Below are 18,659 nucleotides of genomic sequence, written 5' to 3'. Positions count from 1 at the left end.
AACTTAGAATCTCAGAAACTCAAAGTCTTAGAAACTTACTTCGTATTTAATTTTCTTAATTTGATTCCGGTTAAAACCTTCTTAGTATACAAAGGAAAATCGGCATTTTGAATCCAACTGAAATAACCTGGTTCTATTTCTAGGATTTTTTCGACTTTAGCTCCTTTATGCTTTCCAAAAGTAAAAATCTCTTCATTATCATTATCAAAAGCAATCATTCCGGCAAAATCGGCTATTTTTTTTCTGGTAGTAAATTCAGATAGCGATTTCATGTCGTTTTCCAATTCCGGATAACGTTCCAACTGCGCTTTCAGGATTTCGTAAGTCGCCATTGTATCAGCCTCAGCCGAATGTGCATTGTTTAATTCTTTCCCACAGTAAAATTTCAAAGCCGCACTCAAAGTTCGCTCTTCCATTTTATGAAAAATAGTCTGAACATCAACAGAAACCCTGTTTTTCATATCAAAATCAACCCCTGCACGCAACAACTCTTCGGCCAACAATGGTATATCAAAACGATCCGAATTGAATCCCGCCAAATCACTATCCTTAATCATATTATAAACATGAGGAGCCAGTTCTTTAAATGTAGGCTCATTAGCTACCTTTTCGTCACTGATTCCATGAATAGCCGTTGACTGTGGAGGAATTGGAATTGTTGGGTTTACCAACCACGTTTTACTTTCCTTATTTCCGTTCGGAAAAACTTTAAAAACTGATATTTCCACAATTCTGTCTTTTCCGATGTCAATTCCCGTAGTTTCAAGATCGAAAAAACAAATTGGCTTATTAAGTTTGAGTTCCATTTTTTTTGTTTGAATTGGCGCAAATATAAAAATTTGAGATTGATTACCTTTAAAAATAACTCAAAAACACCAAAAAAAAGAAAACCCGACAAACGATAAAATTTGTCGGGTCCATTTTCAATATATACTGAATTAATAATCTCTATTTACATCAAAGGCTTCAAGATATTCCGCTACCCTTTTTACAAAACTACCTCCCAGCGCACCATCAACCACACGGTGGTCATAACTGTGCGATAAGAACATTTTTTGACGGATTCCAATAAAATCACCTTCTGGAGTTTCAATAACGGCCGGTACTTTGCGAATAGCCCCCAAAGCCAATATTCCCACTTGCGGCTGATTGATAATTGGAGTTCCAAAAACACTTCCAAAAGTCCCCACATTGGTAACTGTATAAGTCCCACCTTGAGTATCATCCGGTTTTAATTTTCCGGCTTTTGCACGATTTCCTAAATCATTTACTGCTTTTGCCATACCTACCAAATTCAATTGGTCTGCATTTTTAATTACCGGCACAATCAAGTTCCCGTTTGGCAAAGCGGCAGCCATCCCAATATTGATATTTTTCTTTTTAATTATAAAATCACCATCAACAGAAATATTCATTCCCGGAAAATCTTTCAGCGCTTTAGCAACCGCTTCCATAAATATAGGAGTAAAGGTCAATTTCTCTCCTTCTCTTTTTTCAAAAGCAGTTTTTACTTTATCACGCCATTTTACAATATTAGTCACATCAACTTCTATAAACGATTGTACGTGAGCCGAAGTCTGAATCGAAGTCATCATGTAACCCGAAATCAACTTGCGCATTCTGTCCATTTCCACAATTTCATCAGCTCCGTTTATAGAAACCGGAGAAACTGGTTGTGATGGAGCAACCCCAGAAACAACTCTTGGTGCTTCAATAACTGGAGCTGGAGTCGACACAACATTTGCAGGCTGTGAACCTCTATTTTTTATATATGCTAAAATATCATCTTTAGTCACGCGACCATCTTTGCCGGAACCTACAATATTTTCAAGTTCTGCCGAACTAATACCTTCTTCTTTTGCTATATTTTTAACTAACGGTGAAAAGAACTTTTCACTTTCGCCAAAACTAATCGGTGCAGCAACCAATTCTTTTGCCACCTCAACTGTTTTTAAAACCTCTTCAACAATAGCCGGAGCAACTTCTGGAGCTGGAGATTCAGCACCTACCGCCTCAGTTTCAATTATAGCAATAGTTTGTCCAACCTGAACTAAATCGTCTTTTCCAAATAATTTTTCGACAAGAATACCGGAAACTTCTGAAGGGACCTCAGAATCTACTTTATCGGTAGCAATTTCCAAAACGGCATCATCCGTTTCAATTTTATCGCCAACTTCTTTCAACCAATTTGTTATGGTTGCTTCTGCAACGCTTTCTCCCATCTTTGGAAGCTTTAATTCAAATCTTGCCATATTGTTAATCTAAAAGATGATTTTGATTTTTCGATTGCGAAATTAATAAAAAAAATGAATTAAAATTTTATTAAATTTATTTTTTACTCAAATTTTATAATTTCTCCTCTTTCATTAGAAGAATCACTTCCGATAATAAATTTTGAACTTTTAGGCACAATCCTAAAGGTAACGCCCATGTTTTTAAACCTTTCCAGAATATTTATACATTCTTTGAACGTAACAAACTCATTATCTAATATAACCCGCACTCCATTTCTTACTGAAATCGATGACAAATTTACCTCTTTTTCTGTTTTCCAATTGAGAAAATCTACCTTTTTTTGGACAAGATCGGCTATTATTTTTATCAATATTTCGGAGTCCGATATCAATAAATACTTTTTGGGAACAATTTTTTCTTTCACTCTACCCTGTATTCTTTTGATTATTGAAAAAAGGACAATTCCACACTTCATGAATACCGAAAAAAGAAAAGAAACCTTAAAATGCTTTTTATAAAAAAACTCCATAGCTTCCTTAAAGCGTTTCATATAAATTCCATCCTTGACGGTGCTTTCTCCTTTATAATGTATTACAACTGTTTCATGGAAATAAAAATTACTTCTTCCCTTTTGTAAAACCCTATAAGAAAGATCAATATCATCAGAATACATAAAGCAATCTTCATCAAAGCCCCCAAGTTCCTGATACAATTCTTTTTTAAGAAGCATAAAAGCCCCAACCAATATTTCCACTTCACCTGTTTCATTTTCGGATAGATGCTGGGCATAATATTTATTAAAAAGAGGTGATTTTGGAAATATTTTATACAAACCTGCAACTTTTGTAAAGGCAACCCATGGTTTTGGAATCCCTCTTTTACTTTCTGGCAAAAAAATACCGGTTCCGTCGATAAGTTTCGTACCAACGATTCCTAGATTTTTTTGTTTTTGGGCAAATGCCAACGCTTTTTCAAAAGTATCTTCGGCCACGACCGTATCAGGATTCAGAATACAGATATAGTTTCCTTTGGCTTCATCAACACCGATGTTATTTCCTTTCGGAAAACCAACGTTATCATTATTTTGAATGAGTTTGACATTTGGAAAACGAGATTTTACCATTTCACAACTGTCATCGGAAGAATTATTGTCAACGACAATAATTTCGGAATCGATGTTTGTCAAAGCGCTTTGTACGCTTAACAAACACAGCTCCAAAAAATAATGGACGTTATAATTGAGGATGATTACGGATAGTTCCATTTTCAAAACAATTACAGCAACTTAATTAAGTCAACAGGATTTTTTGAATTATTCCAAAACAAAATTAATTCAATTTGATTTTGGAATTTATTAATTCTATAAAACAATGTAGTTTGTTTTGAAATAACGAATGAATAGATTTCTTTTTCTTTTCTGTATCTGCCAATTTCAGGATGGATAGACAACCTTTCGATAGCCATTTCAACCAATTTTATAAATTTTAAGACTTCTTCTAAATTCCATTTACGGAAAATAAAATCAACCTCATCATTGAATGATTCTTTGGATAAAACTGACCAATAAACGAAATATGTCATCAAGAAATATTGAATTTTTTCTTAATATCGTTCATTACTTTTTCGTGAGGAATTAATTCTCCATCTTCACACTGTTTTATGCCTTTTTCAATTAATTTATGCAGTATTTCAGGCATGCTATGCCAATCATCATCCGAGATTTCACTTCCTAAATCTACTTTAGATTGGTAAACAGCAGGACTTTCTTCTACTTTTGGAAGGCTTTTGTTGTCTTTATCTTTTTTGGAATTTGAATTCATTGCCATTCTTTTGATTATCAAATATACGACAAAATTCTTGTCTCTTCTCTAAAAATTCTCCGAAAGCGCAACCCGGAACGTCCAATCGTCCTTGCTGATTCCGTAATCCAAAACGAGATTAGAATCATTGATTTTGTTCCATTTTATGCGCAATCCGGTGCCGATTGCGGGAGTCCAATTATTGAAACGATAAGTATCTAAATTAGAAACTGATGAATAGTTAGCATAAAACACGGCACCAAGAAATCCGTTTTTGGTGATATCGGTGCGGTATTCCGATTCAAAATACAACAGGGAATTACTGCGGTAACGGTTTCGGGTAAATCCCCTGCCGGTTTTACCGTAACGATCCCAACCAATGCTGGGTAAATCCAAATAATGGGGTTTTCCATCAAAAACTGCCCAATAAAAGGCTCTGGTTGCCAAAACCTTATGTCTTATTTCGCTAAAAGAATGGTATTTTCGGGCGTCTATGTAGATAGATTTCCAATTGGTGTCGCTTCCAAAAGCTTTGGAATTAATGCGATAATCCGCTTCAAAATAATAACCTTGTTTGGGATTCAATATGTTTTTTCGGGAATCGTACAACGCCTGAAAAGCGATTCCGGAGGAAAGTTCGTCAGAGTAATTGCCTTCTTGGTATTTATTGAAATCCGTTTGGCCCGTAATCTCCACGTCTTCGGAGATATCTTGGTAATTATCCAACTGAAAACCTAATCCTAAATTAAAATTCCCTACTATTTTTCGGGTTACAAATTGATAGAAACGAATTTGCTGATAATGCACCTCCGATTGTGGATTCTTGGAACTGTTTCCTCCCAAACCATAAGTGAATTGGGGATAAATCATAAAACGGTAATCGCCTATGAAATTGTATTTATTATCCTTACTGTAGATATAAGACTGAATAGGAAACGAATACTGCCCGGAGAAACTGGTTGTCGGGGTAAAATAAACCTCAGACATCTTAGTAGTTTCATGATTTTTATCCAAAAAGAAAGTGGTCACGAATGACACCACAAGCCCGCCTTCGGCGCTTTTCATATCGGGTGCAGGCATTAATGCAAACGCAACTTTATTTGGATTTTTTTTCTGAATGGTATCGTTTTTCAAAAAAACACTTTTCAGAATATACTTCATATCCAAACTGTCGCTCCTGAAATCAATTTTCTGGGAATAGGACGAAAATGAAGAAACAATAATCAATGTCAGAAGCCAATTTCGCTTAATAAAACCCATATAATTTGGTTGGTATTTTAGAAAAGGTATGATTTGTTTAGTTTCTCAAATATAATAAAAGTTGGAAACATTTAGGGCGGTTTTGAGTAAGGTTTTCTATTTCCCGAACGACTTATTTGAGTGAAAATATGGCGCGTTGATTTAGCAGATTTTCGCAGATTAAAATCGAGGGTGATTTCTCGCAAAGGCGCAGAGGCGCAAAGTTTTTCTTTTGTTCTTTGCGTCTTCGCGCCTTTGCGTGAAAAATTTCAATCACCCTTCAAGATGAAAATTTCACAAAACCATAATGGCTCTTGAGCCCTGATGGAGCCGGTATCCTCGTAGCGTAGCGGAGAGATAAAGGCGACAGCAGGAACCCATGTTTCCCGAAAACACCTAATCATTCGCTCCTAATCATTTTTATTTGGGAATTGTTTAATATCTTGCTTTTGGATTTCTTTTTGGACAAATGATGCAAAAAACACTGTTGCTTTTCTTTTTGTTTATAACCGGTTCCTATGCCCAAACCAAAGGGTGTACGGATCATTTTGCGAAAAATTTTGACCCAAATGCAACCGAAAATGACGGAAGCTGTGTGTATGCTTCCGCAAAAGTGAAAGCGCAGTTCTCTGAAAAAATAAGCGACACGATAAGGGAAACTTCGGGACTGACGACCTTTGACAATTTGCTTTGGACGCACAATGATGACGGGGACACGGCTATTTATGGAGTGAGCACAAAAGGCAAAATCGAGAAAAAAGTTATTTTTCCGAGGGTAAAAAACAATGACTGGGAGGAAATTTCGCAGGACAGCCTGTACCTGTACATAGGCGATTTTGGTAATAATTACAGGGGAAATCGGCAGGATTTACGGATTTTGAGAATCGAAAAAAAGTCGGTTTTGGACAATGCGCCCGTGGTGGACACCATTGCTTTTTCGTATGCAGACCAAACGGATTTTACGGTTCAAAAACCCAATACGACTAATTTTGACTGTGAGGCTTTTGTGGTTATGAAAGACAGTATTTATTTGTTTACCAAGCAATGGACGGGAGGAAAAACGGGTGTTTACACCTTACCAAAAACTCTAGGAACTCATATTGCCCAACTTAAGGAAACGCTGGATGTTCAGGGACTAGTTACCGGCGCAACGGCTTTGCCTGACGGGAAAGGTGTTGTTTTATGCGGATATTCGCGAATGCTTCAGCCGTTTGTTTACTTGCTTTATGGTTACAAAAACAATGATTTTGCCAATGGAAACAAACGGAAAATTAAAATTGAGCTTCCGTTTCACCAAATCGAGGGAATTGCCACCGAAGACGGTTTGTTATTTTACCTGACGAACGAAGCAACGGTAAAAAAACCTTTTGTAAACACGCCACAGCAAATCCATACGATTGATTTGGAGCCGTATTTGAAGAAATAAAAATCAAACACGAATTGCACGAATTTGCACGAATTCTAATCATTATTAAAAATTACATTAATTATCCCTTTGACAACAAGTTCGTGAAATAATGCATCAGGCAGATTCGTGTAAATTAGTGAAATTCGTGTTTTTTTCCTTTGAATCTGATGTTTGCTGAATAGTTACAAATAAACAATTCGCATTTAGTTACATAATAGCTTACTTTTGCCAAAAAATTAACCTTGTGAATTATTTATCAGTCGAAAATATATCTAAATCTTTTGGGGAGCGCACGCTTTTCAAAGATCTTTCCTTTGGGATTAACAAAGACCAAAAAATTGCTTTTATTGCCAAAAACGGTTCGGGAAAAACCACACTTATGAATATCCTCAACGGTTTTGACGAACCTGATACAGGACAAGTGGTGCTTCGAAAAAGCATCCGAATGGCATTTTTGTCACAGGACAATAAACTTCAAGACGAGCTGACGATTGAGGAAAGTATCTTTGCATCTGATAATGAAAGTTTGAAAGTAATTGAGGCTTACGAAAAAGCATTGGAAAATCCTGAAGACGAGGAAGCTTACCAAAAAGCCTTCGACGCGATGGATCGTCACAATGCTTGGGATTTTGAAACGCAATACAAACAGATTTTGTTCAAACTGAAACTGGAAGACTTCAAACTGAAAGTCAAAAGTCTTTCGGGAGGGCAGAAAAAACGTTTGTCACTTGCCATCATTCTGATTAACCGTCCTGATTTGTTAATTCTCGATGAGCCGACAAACCACTTGGATTTGGAAATGATCGAATGGCTGGAAAGTTATTTTGCCAAAGAAAACATTACGCTATTTATGGTAACCCACGACCGTTTCTTTTTGGAGCGCGTGTGCAACGAAATCATCGAACTGGATAACGGACAACTGTACCAATACAAAGGAAATTACTCTTATTATTTAGAGAAAAAAGAAGAGCGAATTGCCTCCGAAAATGCAAGTGTGGACAAAGCGCAAAACCTGTTCGTGAAAGAATTGGAATGGATGCGCCGTCAGCCCAAAGCGCGAACCACCAAATCGAAATCGCGTCAGGATGATTTTTATGTGATTAAGGAAAAAGCACAAAGTCGCCGTCGGGAAAATAAAGTAGAACTCGAAATCAATATGGAGCGAATGGGAAGTAAGATTATCGAGCTTCACAAACTTTCCAAAAAATTCAAAGACCGCGTTATTCTGGACAATTTCAGTTATGATTTTCAGCGTGGCGAACGCATCGGGATTATTGGTAAAAACGGAACCGGAAAATCTACTTTCCTGAATCTTTTGACGGGAACGATACCTCTTGACGGCGGAAAAGTAGTTGTGGGAGACACCATCAAAATAGGTTATTATACCCAAGCTGGTATTGACCCGAAACCCGGTCAACGCGTGATTGATGTCATCAAGGAATTTGGTGAATTTATTCCGCTGACGAAAGGAAAAATTATTTCAGCTTCGCAATTATTGGAACGTTTTCTATTTGATGCCAAAAAACAATACGATTATGTCGAAAAATTGAGCGGTGGCGAATTAAAACGTTTGTATTTATGTACCGTTTTGATTCAGAACCCAAACTTTTTGATTCTGGATGAGCCTACGAATGATTTGGACATTGTAACTTTAAATGTTTTGGAAAGTTTCCTTTTGGATTATCCGGGATGTTTGGTAGTGGTTTCGCACGACCGTTATTTTATGGACAAAATCGTGGATCAGTTATTCGTTTTCAGAGGTCAGGGAGAGATTGAAACCTTCCCAGGAAATTACTCCGATTTCAGGGCGTATGAAGACAGTGCCGATGTTGCCCAAAAAGAGGAAAACAAAGCCGAAAAGAAAGATTGGAAACAAAACAATCCAACCGGAAACCTGACTTTCAACGAGCAAAAGGAATACCAAAAAATTGAGCGCGAAATCAAGGATTTGGAATTGGATAAAGCCAAAATCGAGCAATTATTTTCCGAAGGAAAAGTAGCCGATGCCGACATTGAAAAGAAAGCCAAAGAACTGGAAAACATCATCAAAAAAATTGAAAATAAAGAGGAACGATGGTTTGAGCTGAGTGCGAAGATGGAAGGATAGAATGTCATTGCGAGGAACGAAGCAATCCCACTTTGTTGCTCTCGATATGTGATTGCTTCGTTCCTCGCAATGACGAAAAGACTAATTATTATTATAAAACAAAAACCACAACAGAATCTAACTCCGTTGTGGCTTTTTTCTTTATGATAAAAGTCATTACCAATTTAAAGACAAAAATGTATTTTTGAAACAGTAACAATTACAGATCAAAATTACCTCTCAAACCTCATCCATGAAAAAAGCATTACTTCTTGTTTTTATTGCCTTTTCGATGCAATTACAGGCCCAATCTGCAAACGGAACAGACACAAATAGCAAATGGAATTTCGGAATCGAACTAGACGTTTTGCCCTACGCCACCGGAGGTTATTTTGGTGCTGGCTGGATAGGTAAGGACAAATGGCGAGGCAGAGCCCTTTTTGCAGATGTCAACAAACCCGATTTTGTGACCAAAGATGGTTTTACTGATCATCACATAAAAGCGTATGCCGTTATTTTGGATCGTTTTTTAAAAGACAACTGGAAAGGTTGGTGGATTGGTGGAGGACCTGTTTATTGGAAAAGTGATATTCAAAGTGACAGCAGCAGCGCTACCAAAAATTTCGATAACTTCTTATTGAATGGAAGCTTGGGTTATAATTTCACTATTTATAAAAATATCTACGTTTCGCCTTGGGCAGGTTTAAGCCTTAAAGTTGGAGGCAACGACAATTTCGTTTTGGACAACAAAGAGTACAATTTGCCTTTGCTTAATCCGGAAGCTTCAGTCAAATTTGGAATTTATTTTTAACAATTAGCTTTAAACAAATTAGCACAGATTAAAAAGATTGGCACAGATTTTATTTCTTCGTCCAAAGAATCTGTGTTAATCAGTGGCAAAAAAATTTCATAGAAAATCCACGCACAATTTTTAACAAAAATCACAATCTCATTTTGTTATATTTGTCGCTTATAAAAAACAACCCATTTCTATGAAAAAATTATTATTTGCCTTAGTGGCCATGACTCTTTTCATTTCTTGTAAAAAAAATGAAGAAACAAACGAAACTGCAAAAGGAGAACCAGTTGATTTAGTTGCCAAAAACGACAAAGAGATCATCGACTATCTTGCCAAAAATAATCTAAAAGCACAAAAAAGCGATTCTGGTTTGTACTATGTAATTAACGAACCAGGAACAGGAGCGCAACCTACAGCAACTTCAAATGTAACCGTGGCTTACAAAGGATCATTCACTAACGGAAATGTTTTTGACCAAAGCGGTCCTGAAGGAATTTCTTTTGGTTTAAACCAAGTGATTAAAGGTTGGACTGAAGGTATTCCTCATTTAAAAGTTGGAGGTAGCGGAATCCTTTTGGTTCCTTCTCATTTAGGTTATGGAGATAACGACATGGGACCAATTCCTGGAGGTTCAGTACTTGTTTTTGAGGTTAAATTAATTTCCGTAAATTAAAAGTAATCGCCCATAAAGAACAAGTATTAAAACCATAATATAAAAAAAACCACATCGGAATCTTAATTCTGTTGTGGTTTTTTCATTATATGAGCCCATGATCATTATCGAAAACTACAAACCAAATCTTTCTATTTAAAACCCGTTGAAAAAAAACTATCTAATATTTTGCCACTTCACCCGAGAAAACATCGCCAGATTGAAGCTATATTTTATTTATTATTTTAAATAGTCATATTCCAAAAATCCTGATAATTTACAGAGCATCTATCGTTCAGAAAGACATATATTCTTAAAAAAAACAATGACAAAAAAAGATTTACTCAAAATAAAATTCTTAAATTTAATATGGTTTTTTACAGCTTTCTATTTCAACGCAGAAAGCTGGATTATAACAAAACAATCTCACAATCAATTTGTTACTATTTTTTTTTTAATCATACCACTTACTTATACTTGACAATTATGGAAATTTTTAGTTTAAGACCAAAAGGGGATTTTATCTGGACTGCCGAATACAAAGAATTATATATTCTGACCGAACATTGGCAGTCAGATTTGAAGTTCTACAAAGAGGATTTACACTTTTTGTATCATCTTGTTGATAAATATTTCATTTCGTTGATCAATAAAGAAAATCTGGGAGAAATGAGAAACCTATCATCTGGTTTGTCGGAAACAAACATGGACTGTGACAGACTTCTTGAAAAAACATCCAAACATCTGAGTCATTTAGCAGAACTAATCGATGATCCTTTTAAATATGATTCTCATAAATTTAGAAGCGAACACGAGGAATTAGAAAATGAAATTTCATTATTTGAAAAAAAATTTCGAAAAATCAAAAAAGAAACCTTCGTCGATATGGAACAAATTATCCAAAAAGAAGTCAAAAAATTAATGCCTTAAGACTATTGCAAATTCAAAACCAATTGAATCAGCCCAAAATCAGAGTTGCTCGAAATATATCAATATTCATTCGATGAAATATTTTAATAAAGTAACAATAACCCACAACAGAATTGGATTCTGTTGTGGGTTGTTGTTAATAGGAACATTCGAAATTAAACCTCATTTAATGTAAAAAATATAGCTTAACTTTATAGATGAATTTGTCCTGTTTATCAAGATTTATCCAATTGGGTTAATCTTGAGAAATTGTTTTTTCTCATCACTATACTTTTGCAAATCAATTTAAAACTTTATCGGCGTGAAAAAATTAATTTTACTTTTAATTTTTGCCCCAATAGTCGGATGTAGTCCCGTTTATTATGTTCCAAACACCCAAAATGTGCCCGCAATAACTGAAAAAGGCCAAACTAATATCTCTTTTGGTCTCAACAGCTCTGAAAGTACTGATGGAATCGAATTTCAAGGCGCATACGGATTGACAGACAAAATTGCCTTTCAATTTAATACTGACTGGCCTAAATATTCAGATGATTCTTCAAATGGCTCTGGCCATATTATTGAATTTGGTCCTGGTTATTATAAACACTTATCAGAACACTTTGTCTTTGAAATATATGGTCTAATAGGTTTTGGAGGTTTAAAATATGAAGAAAACAATACCAATTATCAAAGTATTAAAGCTAACTTTTTCCGTATTGCTGCACAACCCAGTATTAGTTTTACCAGCAAGTACTTTATTGCTTCTTTTTCTAATAGAATTTCAAATCTAAATTATAATTCTATCAGTGGAAATTATTATGATATTGAATACTTAAAAGCAAATAATTCGCAATGGTTATTCGAGCCTGCTTTAACACTGCAAGCTGGGATCAAAAATATTAAATTACAACTGCAATATCAACACAGTATAAATCTGACAGACTCTAATTTTCTCCAAGATTATGATTTCGTTTCACTGGGCCTAAAAGTTAATTTTAATGCTTTAAAAAATTAAGTTTTTTTGAAGTCAAATGCCTTTTCCAAAAAAAAATCGTCCAAAAATAAATTTCTTGGACGATTTTTTAGTTTAAAGCTTTTGATTATTTCTTGAATAAAGGATCTGCTCCAATGGTTCCAATCAAACTGTCAATGTAGTCAGGTGAACTGGCAGTTGCCAACAAACCTTTTACGTTTTGCAAACGCGTATTCAAATCCATTTCGGCAACCAATAATTTATTTCCGTCATTGGCTATAAAACGCTCTAAATAACTTATCTGATTTGTATAGAAATTAATGTCTTTTTGTTGTTTCAGGTTCAATCTTTCTTTGTACCAATCACTATTGATTACATAATCCCTTTCAAAATAAGCTCTCAATTCAGGATCGCTCATTTCTTTGCCTTCATAATTTCCATACGCCATCATGTGCAGCAATATTTTCAATGGTGGTATAGCCGATTCGATACTACCGTCTTCAAAATAGCTCAAAGCCACTTTTTGCTGTGCTTCGACAATATTGGCGATTCCATCAACATAATCCTCTATTCCCTGCAGTTCCGGTTTCAGCATTTTTTCGTTGAAAACGGCATTCGGCTCATCAAATAAACGATTCAAACATCTTAAAGAGAAAGTACTTGTAATTCGGTAACCTAATCTACTAGCCAATACTTTTTTGCCTTGGTATTCAAAATCATCAATTTTCTCCAAAGAACCATTGGCTATCAAAACCTTCGGATCGCGATCTGCCGGAGCCAAACGAGCCCAAATTTCGGGTATCAAAAGACTGATATCATGATCTACTTTATTTTCGCCACCAACATAACCCGCAGCAGTACTGAAAGCATTTGATTCGGTCAAAATATGCGATAACAAAGCATTATTCAAATCAGTCGTTGGAATCAACATATTAAAAGGGCCTTTTGTCAAAGCTCCTTCAGAACCAGCTCCAGTTGTTGAAGGTGATTTACCGGTAAGGCTGCAAATAAAATCCATGAACAATTCAGGTGTTTCCTGATAATGGATTGGATTATAAACCGCTAGCGGACGAATTCCTGCTTTTTTATCCACAGGATTATTTCTTCTTCCTGGCAATACGGCATTTACCACGTTGATAACCGGATCTTCTGATTTAATTTTTCTGTATAAACGAACACCTACTTCTCCCAAATAACTCGCCTCAGTTTCATTAATGAAAATGTTGCGCTCCAAATAACGGGGATTCTGGGTAGGTTTACCATCTACGATTCGGGTATGTGATGGCAAACAAAAATATTCCTCTTCGTTTGGACTATTTACAATATTTAAAATCAAATCCTTAACCGGCTGGGTATATTTATCAAAATTGATAGTGTCTTCAAAAATCTCAATAGCATCTTTCTTTCTCAACAATTCATAGTTGGTCAAAAACACATTGTCGCTCACAATATCCAATTCGGCACCTTTATCATACCCTCTGATAATTGCTTCATCAGGTCTTTGGAACAAATGCGCTTCACAGTTGGCAACCACTTTTAAACTTTGGTTGGTATATTGCGGATTAAGATTTTTTATCTGATTTCTTGGTAAAGTGATTGATGCCGAAATATCGTCCTCCATCTGGATTTTTTGACTCGCAGAAAAATCAGAACGCAATTTATTCAATAGCCAAACTCCTTTTTGATTAAAACCGATTCGAACATAACTTCCCACAACCGGAGTGTTATGGTATTGCAAACCTGTTCCGTTTTTACCATTCATAATTTCAACCGACATGCAATCTTTCCAGTTCAAAGCGCCATGATCCTGACGATACAATCGTTTTACAAACAATACCAAAGATCGGATATGCACAGGAATATTTTTGATAAATTCATTGAACTCATCACTGTTTTCCTCCGAAGGCGTTAACAATTTTACTGCCGAACCTAAAGTTCTACGCTGATCCAAAAACGTTCTTGAAGGCGGCAATGATGGATCTTTTTTCTTCCATCGGTTGGAATAATTGTATTCAATGATTTCATCTGCCTTTTTAAAATCTTCTTCAATATCTATAATGTTAAATGCGCTGTAGGTAATCGCATTTTGCATCGATTTGGAAATCTCCGATTTTCCACCACCCGAAACCGTACAAGGTTTGTGGCAAAAAACACCTTCCGGGGACGTATTTACAATTCTCCACAAAGCAATGGCATTGTGTTTTTCTAATTTGAATTTATTTCCCGTAGGGTGAATGTAAACTTTATTTGGAGATAGAATTAACTTTTGTTCAGCATCTTTGTATGTCCAGGTTATGCTGTTCGTATTTGTGTTTATATAAGCGTTTTCTGGTATGTAAACCAAATTTGGATACTTTTTATCAATCGCATAATTACCTGGCTTTACCTCTATTCTATTGCCCAAAAAAGCTTTTACTCCTTCAAAATTATATTGATTCCCAAATTTCTCCGAATAAGCTGCACCATCGACAATATCCCCCATTACACCGCGAGGATATGCAATCGCTCCACCCGAATGTTCTTCCTCTACCAATCCAAATAAATTAGCCGAATAACTGATTTGAGTTTTGATTTCTTTTTTAGAATAGCCATAGTAATTATCGGCAATTATGGTAACCACCACTCCTCTATCGTCTCTGCAAGTTACTTTAAAGGCGCCTCCATTATTATACAACTCATTTTCATCTTTCCAGCACATTCCTTCACTTTTTTGACGGTCTGTGGCGTTATCAAAATGAGGCAAACCAATGTCTTTTTTCTTTAACAAACGTAATTGCGGAGCAAGAATAACACAACCGGTGTGACCTGTCCAATGTTCAGTATCCAAAGCGGCATCATTTTGGGCAAGACCCGGATCACCGGCATTTCCAAAAATAGCTTCTACGAAATCCAAATTACTTACCAAACTTCCCGGTGCAAAAAATCGGACTTCCATCGACTTTTTAGAAATAATCCCTTTTACTTCCGGGCAAACCATTGGTCGCATTAACAACGAAACCATCAATTTGGCTTTTTCTTCTTGATTAGACGTAAAAGGCAATATTTTTAACTCATCCGAAGGATTAAAAGCTGCATTCAGAAAATGTGCAAAAGCAATTTTAGGAACTTCTTTTTTATCCAAAGGTACTGGTAAATTCCCCTCCACAATATGAAAAGTACCTACGGTAGTCCTTTTATCATTGGTTGGATTGTTCAAAATCCCTTGTTTAATTCTGTATGAAGTAACGTCCTCCCCCTTAAAAACAGTTCCATTAGGAGGCAAACTCAATTCTCTTGCATGACCACTTTGTGTTAGGACTAAAGTATCATTTGGCAAAAGATAAGATTTATCAAAAGGAACTTCTTTTAGATAATCATTTAAAAAGTTCTGAATTCTGGTATCCGCTGGTGAAAGATGACTGGACAACAACCTTGATTTCTCACGAAAATTTTTGATCAAACCGTTGGTTAATTCCTGAAATTTTGGATTGCAAAAAGGTTGTTCTGAATCTTCATCGTCCTTGTAAATAGGCTGTCCCAGTGAAGCCAATTGGAGGTTTATATACTGAACGGTGTCTTTTCTACTTTGTTTTACTAACTCTTGACTTGCATTAATTACTGTACTCATAAATAAAAAATTAATTGAAGGACTTATAATAAATCATTAAAAAAGGTTGTTCAATACACAGAAAAACAAAACACATTTCGCTGATTATTAACAAAATAAAGATCAAAAAACCTTGCTTACAATTTACACCTTAATTTTTGATGGATTACTTTAATATTTGATATTTATTCAGAGGTCGAACATAAACAAATAATTGATTTACAATTAACTAAAAAAAATTACAATATATTTAACACCTTTAAACATTCTTGTTATAAACCATCAATAAACTAATTTAGGCTAAAGATTAAAAACAATAAAACCACAACAGAATAAATTCCGTTGTGGTTTTCAGTTTTATAACAAAAAGTTTTACCAAGCGATAGGTCGGTAATCTTTCAGGAATTTTCCGGACCAATGCTTTCCGGTGTTGATTCCGTCAAATAACGGATCCATCACACGAGCGGCACCATCTACGATATCCAACGGCGGCTGAAAGTCTTGTTCTTCCTGTTTCCGTTTGGCTAATTCAGCGGGATCTTCATCAGTCACCCAACCGGTATCGACAGCATTCATAAAAATTCCGTCTTTTGCCAAAGTCCCTGCTGCAGTATGTGTCAGCATATTCAATGCTGCTTTTGCCATATTGGTATGCGGGTGACGATCTTCCTTAAAATCACGGTAAAATTTTCCCTCCATCGCCGAAACATTGATAATATGTTTTTTTCCGGTATTGTCCTTTTTCATCACTTCCGAAAGACGATTGCACAACACAAAAGGCGCAACTGAATTGACCAATTGCACTTCGATCATCTCGGTAGTTTCAATTTGTCCTAATTTCAATCGCCAACTGTTAACTTTTCTCAAATCAACTTGTTGCAAGTCGGCATCAAGCTCCCCTTCGGGAAAAACTTCCTGTGCAACCAAAGTATTGTCAAACGAATAAGGAATCTGTGATAATTTGGCGGAAGCCCTTAAACCAATTCCAGGTTCAGGCCCGTGCCAGGTTACAGGCATATTTTGATTGGAAGAAGCTCCTGTTGTCAACACTTTTAGTTCTTCCAAACAATTAGTATGATCGAGCAATAAATCTTGTGCTTGTTGCGGCAAAGAACCAATTGGTCGTTCTTCATTTTCCATTAAATGAGTATAAAAACCAGCCGGTCGTCTCACAGTTTGAGCAGCATTATTGATTAGAATATCCAATCGACCGTATTTTTGTTCAATAAAATTGCAAAAAATCTCCACACTCGGAATATGACGCAAATCCAATCCGTGAATTTTCAAACGGTCACCCCATTCATGGAAATCCTCTTCCTTAGAAAAACGCAATGCCGAATCCACCGGAAAACGTGTCGTTGCAATAACCGTCGCACCTCCGCGCAAAAGCATTAAAGTAATATGATAACCAATTTTTAAACGGGAACCTGTGACCACTGCAATTTGACCTTTTACATCAGCCGATTGAAAACGCTTGGCATAATTAAAATCACCGCAATCTGTACACATCGAGTCGTAAAAATGATGCATTCTGGTAAATTCCGTTTTGCATACATAACATTTTCTTGGCGTTTCGAGTTCCAATTCCTCTTTACTTGCAAACTCATTCAAAGCCAATAATTTTGGAGCCACAAAGACTGTCGCTTCACGTGCTGAACGAATTCCTGTTTCTTTACGGGCAGTTCTATCTTTCTTTTCCTGTTTACGTTTGGCCAGTGCTTTCGCATCTTTCTTTCTTTTGGCAAACTCATCACGATCGGGACGCGAAAATTGTCCAGCCGCTTTAATTAAAGCAGTTCTTTGTTCTTTTGGGATTTCAAATATCTGCTCGGTATCAATATTCAATTGCGTCAGAATAGCGATGCACCTATCAATTTCTTCAGTATTTATTACAATCTTTTCTTTTATTTCTTCCATTATCATTTATAAAAAACAGCTCATTCATTGAAAAAAATGCTGCGATGCAAATATAGTGTTTAAAGCCCCAAACTATTTCTATAAGAGACACAAAACGAATACAGATTCTTATAAAGTTTAATTTTTTGTTTTTAAATTTTTAAAAAATCTCTGTGTATCTTCGCGTTTTCTTAGTGAACCTTTGCGTAATTTCTATGTTATTCCAAATAAAATCATATTTACAATTTCTGTGGCATTCCAAAAACGAACACGCTGTGCATTCGCCATTTGTCTTTAATTTATTGACAAAATGCTTTTATGATAAAAAAATCAAACCAGAATACAGTATTTTAAAAGAGTATAGAAACTCGCTTTTGCAAAATAAAAACACTATCGAAGTAACCGATTTTGGTGCAGGTTCCAAAGTTTTCAAATCCAACACAAGAGCAATAAACGAAATTGCCAAAAACGCGGGAATCAGTCGCAAACGAGCCGAGTTATTGTTCAGAATCACCAACTATTTTCAACCACAAAATATTCTGGAAATTGGAACTTCATTGGGATTAGCGACTTCTTCCTTAGCCTTAGGGAATCCAAAAGCTACTATCACAACATTAGAAGGATGCCCTAACACAATGGCAATTGCAAAAAATCAATTGCAATCATACGATATTACTAATGTAGAATGCATTACAGGTGAGTTTAACGATTACTTACAAATCTGCAATCTAAAATCTAAAATCTTCAATCTCATTTATTTCGACGGCAATCATTCTAAAAAAGCCACTTTAGAATACTTCGAATTACTTTTACCTACGATAAACAACGAAACAGTATGGATTTTAGACGATATTCATTGGTCTTCAGAAATGGAAGAAACCTGGGAAATTGTAAAAAATCATCCAAAGGTTACCGTAAGCATCGACACTTTTCAATGGGGACTCGTTTTCTTTAGATACGAACAACCCAAACAACATTTTATAATCAGAAGTTAGAGATTTGAAAATAGAAATTAGTAACCTCAGATTTATGGATTTTTAAAAATCCTTTTTTAATCTGTGAATTTGTGGCAAA

Annotated in this window: 15 protein-coding genes; 7 read left to right on the top strand and 8 right to left on the bottom strand. The window is 35.7% G+C overall.

Annotated features, from left to right (window positions below):
* Positions 1-35: 35 nt before the first annotated feature.
* The 6 genes from OZP12_RS07390 to OZP12_RS07365 form a co-directional block, all read right to left on the bottom strand.
* The gene (locus OZP12_RS07390) at positions 36-806 is read right to left on the bottom strand and encodes a 3'-5' exonuclease (RefSeq protein WP_281228404.1); all 771 of its coding nucleotides are present in this window, start codon (positions 804-806) and stop codon (positions 36-38) included.
* Positions 807-938: 132 nt separating this feature from the next.
* Positions 939-2,252: a dihydrolipoamide acetyltransferase family protein gene (locus OZP12_RS07385; protein WP_281228403.1), complete on the bottom strand. Its 1,314-nt coding sequence runs from the start codon at positions 2,250-2,252 to the stop codon at positions 939-941.
* 83 nt (positions 2,253-2,335) lie between these two features.
* The gene (locus tag OZP12_RS07380; RefSeq protein WP_281228402.1) at positions 2,336-3,499 is read right to left on the bottom strand and encodes a glycosyltransferase family 2 protein; all 1,164 of its coding nucleotides are present in this window, start codon (positions 3,497-3,499) and stop codon (positions 2,336-2,338) included.
* Positions 3,500-3,510: 11 nt separating this feature from the next.
* Positions 3,511-3,816, bottom strand: a complete 306-nt coding sequence (locus OZP12_RS07375) for a type II toxin-antitoxin system RelE/ParE family toxin (RefSeq protein ID WP_281228401.1) — start codon at positions 3,814-3,816, stop codon at positions 3,511-3,513.
* On the bottom strand, positions 3,816-4,055 hold the full coding sequence (locus OZP12_RS07370; RefSeq protein ID WP_281228400.1) for a hypothetical protein: 240 nt from the start codon (positions 4,053-4,055) through the stop codon (positions 3,816-3,818). Before OZP12_RS07370 ends, OZP12_RS07375 begins: the two co-directional genes overlap by 1 nt.
* A gap of 48 nt (positions 4,056-4,103) precedes the next feature.
* Positions 4,104-5,294 carry a BamA/TamA family outer membrane protein gene (locus OZP12_RS07365; protein WP_281228399.1) on the bottom strand — a complete coding sequence of 397 codons (1,191 nt, stop codon included), beginning with the start codon at positions 5,292-5,294 and terminating at the stop codon, positions 4,104-4,106.
* Positions 5,295-5,745: 451 nt separating this feature from the next.
* Between OZP12_RS07365 and OZP12_RS07360 the strand changes: the two genes are divergently transcribed.
* From OZP12_RS07360 to OZP12_RS07335, 6 genes are all read left to right on the top strand, one after another.
* Positions 5,746-6,699 (top strand): T9SS C-terminal target domain-containing protein, encoded by a 954-nt coding sequence (locus OZP12_RS07360; protein ID WP_281228398.1) that lies wholly within the window; start codon positions 5,746-5,748, stop codon positions 6,697-6,699.
* Between the two features lie 226 nt (positions 6,700-6,925).
* Positions 6,926-8,788, top strand: coding sequence for an ABC-F family ATP-binding cassette domain-containing protein (locus OZP12_RS07355; protein WP_194643678.1), 1,863 nt, complete (start codon positions 6,926-6,928; stop codon positions 8,786-8,788).
* 232 nt (positions 8,789-9,020) lie between these two features.
* Complete coding sequence (locus OZP12_RS07350; protein WP_281228397.1) at positions 9,021-9,578, top strand: hypothetical protein; 558 nt, start codon at positions 9,021-9,023, stop codon at positions 9,576-9,578.
* 181 nt (positions 9,579-9,759) lie between these two features.
* Positions 9,760-10,239 (top strand): FKBP-type peptidyl-prolyl cis-trans isomerase, encoded by a 480-nt coding sequence (locus OZP12_RS07345; RefSeq protein ID WP_281228396.1) that lies wholly within the window; start codon positions 9,760-9,762, stop codon positions 10,237-10,239.
* Between the two features lie 465 nt (positions 10,240-10,704).
* Complete coding sequence (locus tag OZP12_RS07340) at positions 10,705-11,148, top strand: hypothetical protein (RefSeq protein ID WP_281228395.1); 444 nt, start codon at positions 10,705-10,707, stop codon at positions 11,146-11,148.
* A 301-nt stretch (positions 11,149-11,449) separates the two neighbouring features.
* Complete coding sequence (locus OZP12_RS07335) at positions 11,450-12,145, top strand: hypothetical protein (RefSeq protein ID WP_281228394.1); 696 nt, start codon at positions 11,450-11,452, stop codon at positions 12,143-12,145.
* An 85-nt stretch (positions 12,146-12,230) separates the two neighbouring features.
* Here OZP12_RS07335 and OZP12_RS07330 read toward each other — a convergent pair whose 3' ends face one another.
* On the bottom strand, positions 12,231-15,710 hold the full coding sequence (locus OZP12_RS07330; protein ID WP_281228393.1) for a PPi-type phosphoenolpyruvate carboxykinase family protein: 3,480 nt from the start codon (positions 15,708-15,710) through the stop codon (positions 12,231-12,233).
* Positions 15,711-16,061: 351 nt separating this feature from the next.
* Positions 16,062-17,612 (bottom strand): SDR family NAD(P)-dependent oxidoreductase, encoded by a 1,551-nt coding sequence (locus tag OZP12_RS07325; RefSeq protein WP_281228392.1) that lies wholly within the window; start codon positions 17,610-17,612, stop codon positions 16,062-16,064.
* Between the two features lie 188 nt (positions 17,613-17,800).
* On the opposite strand from OZP12_RS07325, the gene OZP12_RS07320 reads away from it, so the two are divergent.
* Entirely contained in the window at positions 17,801-18,580 is a 780-nt protein-coding gene (locus tag OZP12_RS07320; RefSeq protein ID WP_281228391.1) for an O-methyltransferase, read from the top strand.
* The last annotated feature ends 79 nt before the right edge of the window (positions 18,581-18,659 follow it).

The sequence above is a fragment of the Flavobacterium aquiphilum genome, from assembly GCF_027111335.1.
Taxonomy (GTDB): domain Bacteria; phylum Bacteroidota; class Bacteroidia; order Flavobacteriales; family Flavobacteriaceae; genus Flavobacterium; species Flavobacterium aquiphilum.
This window is presented reverse-complemented; position numbering and strand designations above follow the sequence as displayed.

Coding starts and splice junctions, on each gene's coding strand:
- OZP12_RS07385 (WP_281228403.1), bottom strand. CDS start 2,252: ATGGCAAGATTTGAATTAAAGCTTCCAAAGATGGGAGAAAGCGTTGCA.
- OZP12_RS07360 (WP_281228398.1), top strand. CDS start 5,746: ATGCAAAAAACACTGTTGCTTTTCTTTTTGTTTATAACCGGTTCCTAT.
- OZP12_RS07320 (WP_281228391.1), top strand. CDS start 17,801: ATGTTATTCCAAATAAAATCATATTTACAATTTCTGTGGCATTCCAAA.
- OZP12_RS07330 (WP_281228393.1), bottom strand. CDS start 15,710: ATGAGTACAGTAATTAATGCAAGTCAAGAGTTAGTAAAACAAAGTAGA.
- OZP12_RS07380 (WP_281228402.1), bottom strand. CDS start 3,499: ATGGAACTATCCGTAATCATCCTCAATTATAACGTCCATTATTTTTTG.
- OZP12_RS07375 (WP_281228401.1), bottom strand. CDS start 3,816: ATGACATATTTCGTTTATTGGTCAGTTTTATCCAAAGAATCATTCAAT.
- OZP12_RS07370 (WP_281228400.1), bottom strand. CDS start 4,055: ATGAATTCAAATTCCAAAAAAGATAAAGACAACAAAAGCCTTCCAAAA.
- OZP12_RS07340 (WP_281228395.1), top strand. CDS start 10,705: ATGGAAATTTTTAGTTTAAGACCAAAAGGGGATTTTATCTGGACTGCC.
- OZP12_RS07390 (WP_281228404.1), bottom strand. CDS start 806: ATGGAACTCAAACTTAATAAGCCAATTTGTTTTTTCGATCTTGAAACT.
- OZP12_RS07365 (WP_281228399.1), bottom strand. CDS start 5,294: ATGGGTTTTATTAAGCGAAATTGGCTTCTGACATTGATTATTGTTTCT.
- OZP12_RS07325 (WP_281228392.1), bottom strand. CDS start 17,612: ATGATAATGGAAGAAATAAAAGAAAAGATTGTAATAAATACTGAAGAA.
- OZP12_RS07345 (WP_281228396.1), top strand. CDS start 9,760: ATGAAAAAATTATTATTTGCCTTAGTGGCCATGACTCTTTTCATTTCT.
- OZP12_RS07350 (WP_281228397.1), top strand. CDS start 9,021: ATGAAAAAAGCATTACTTCTTGTTTTTATTGCCTTTTCGATGCAATTA.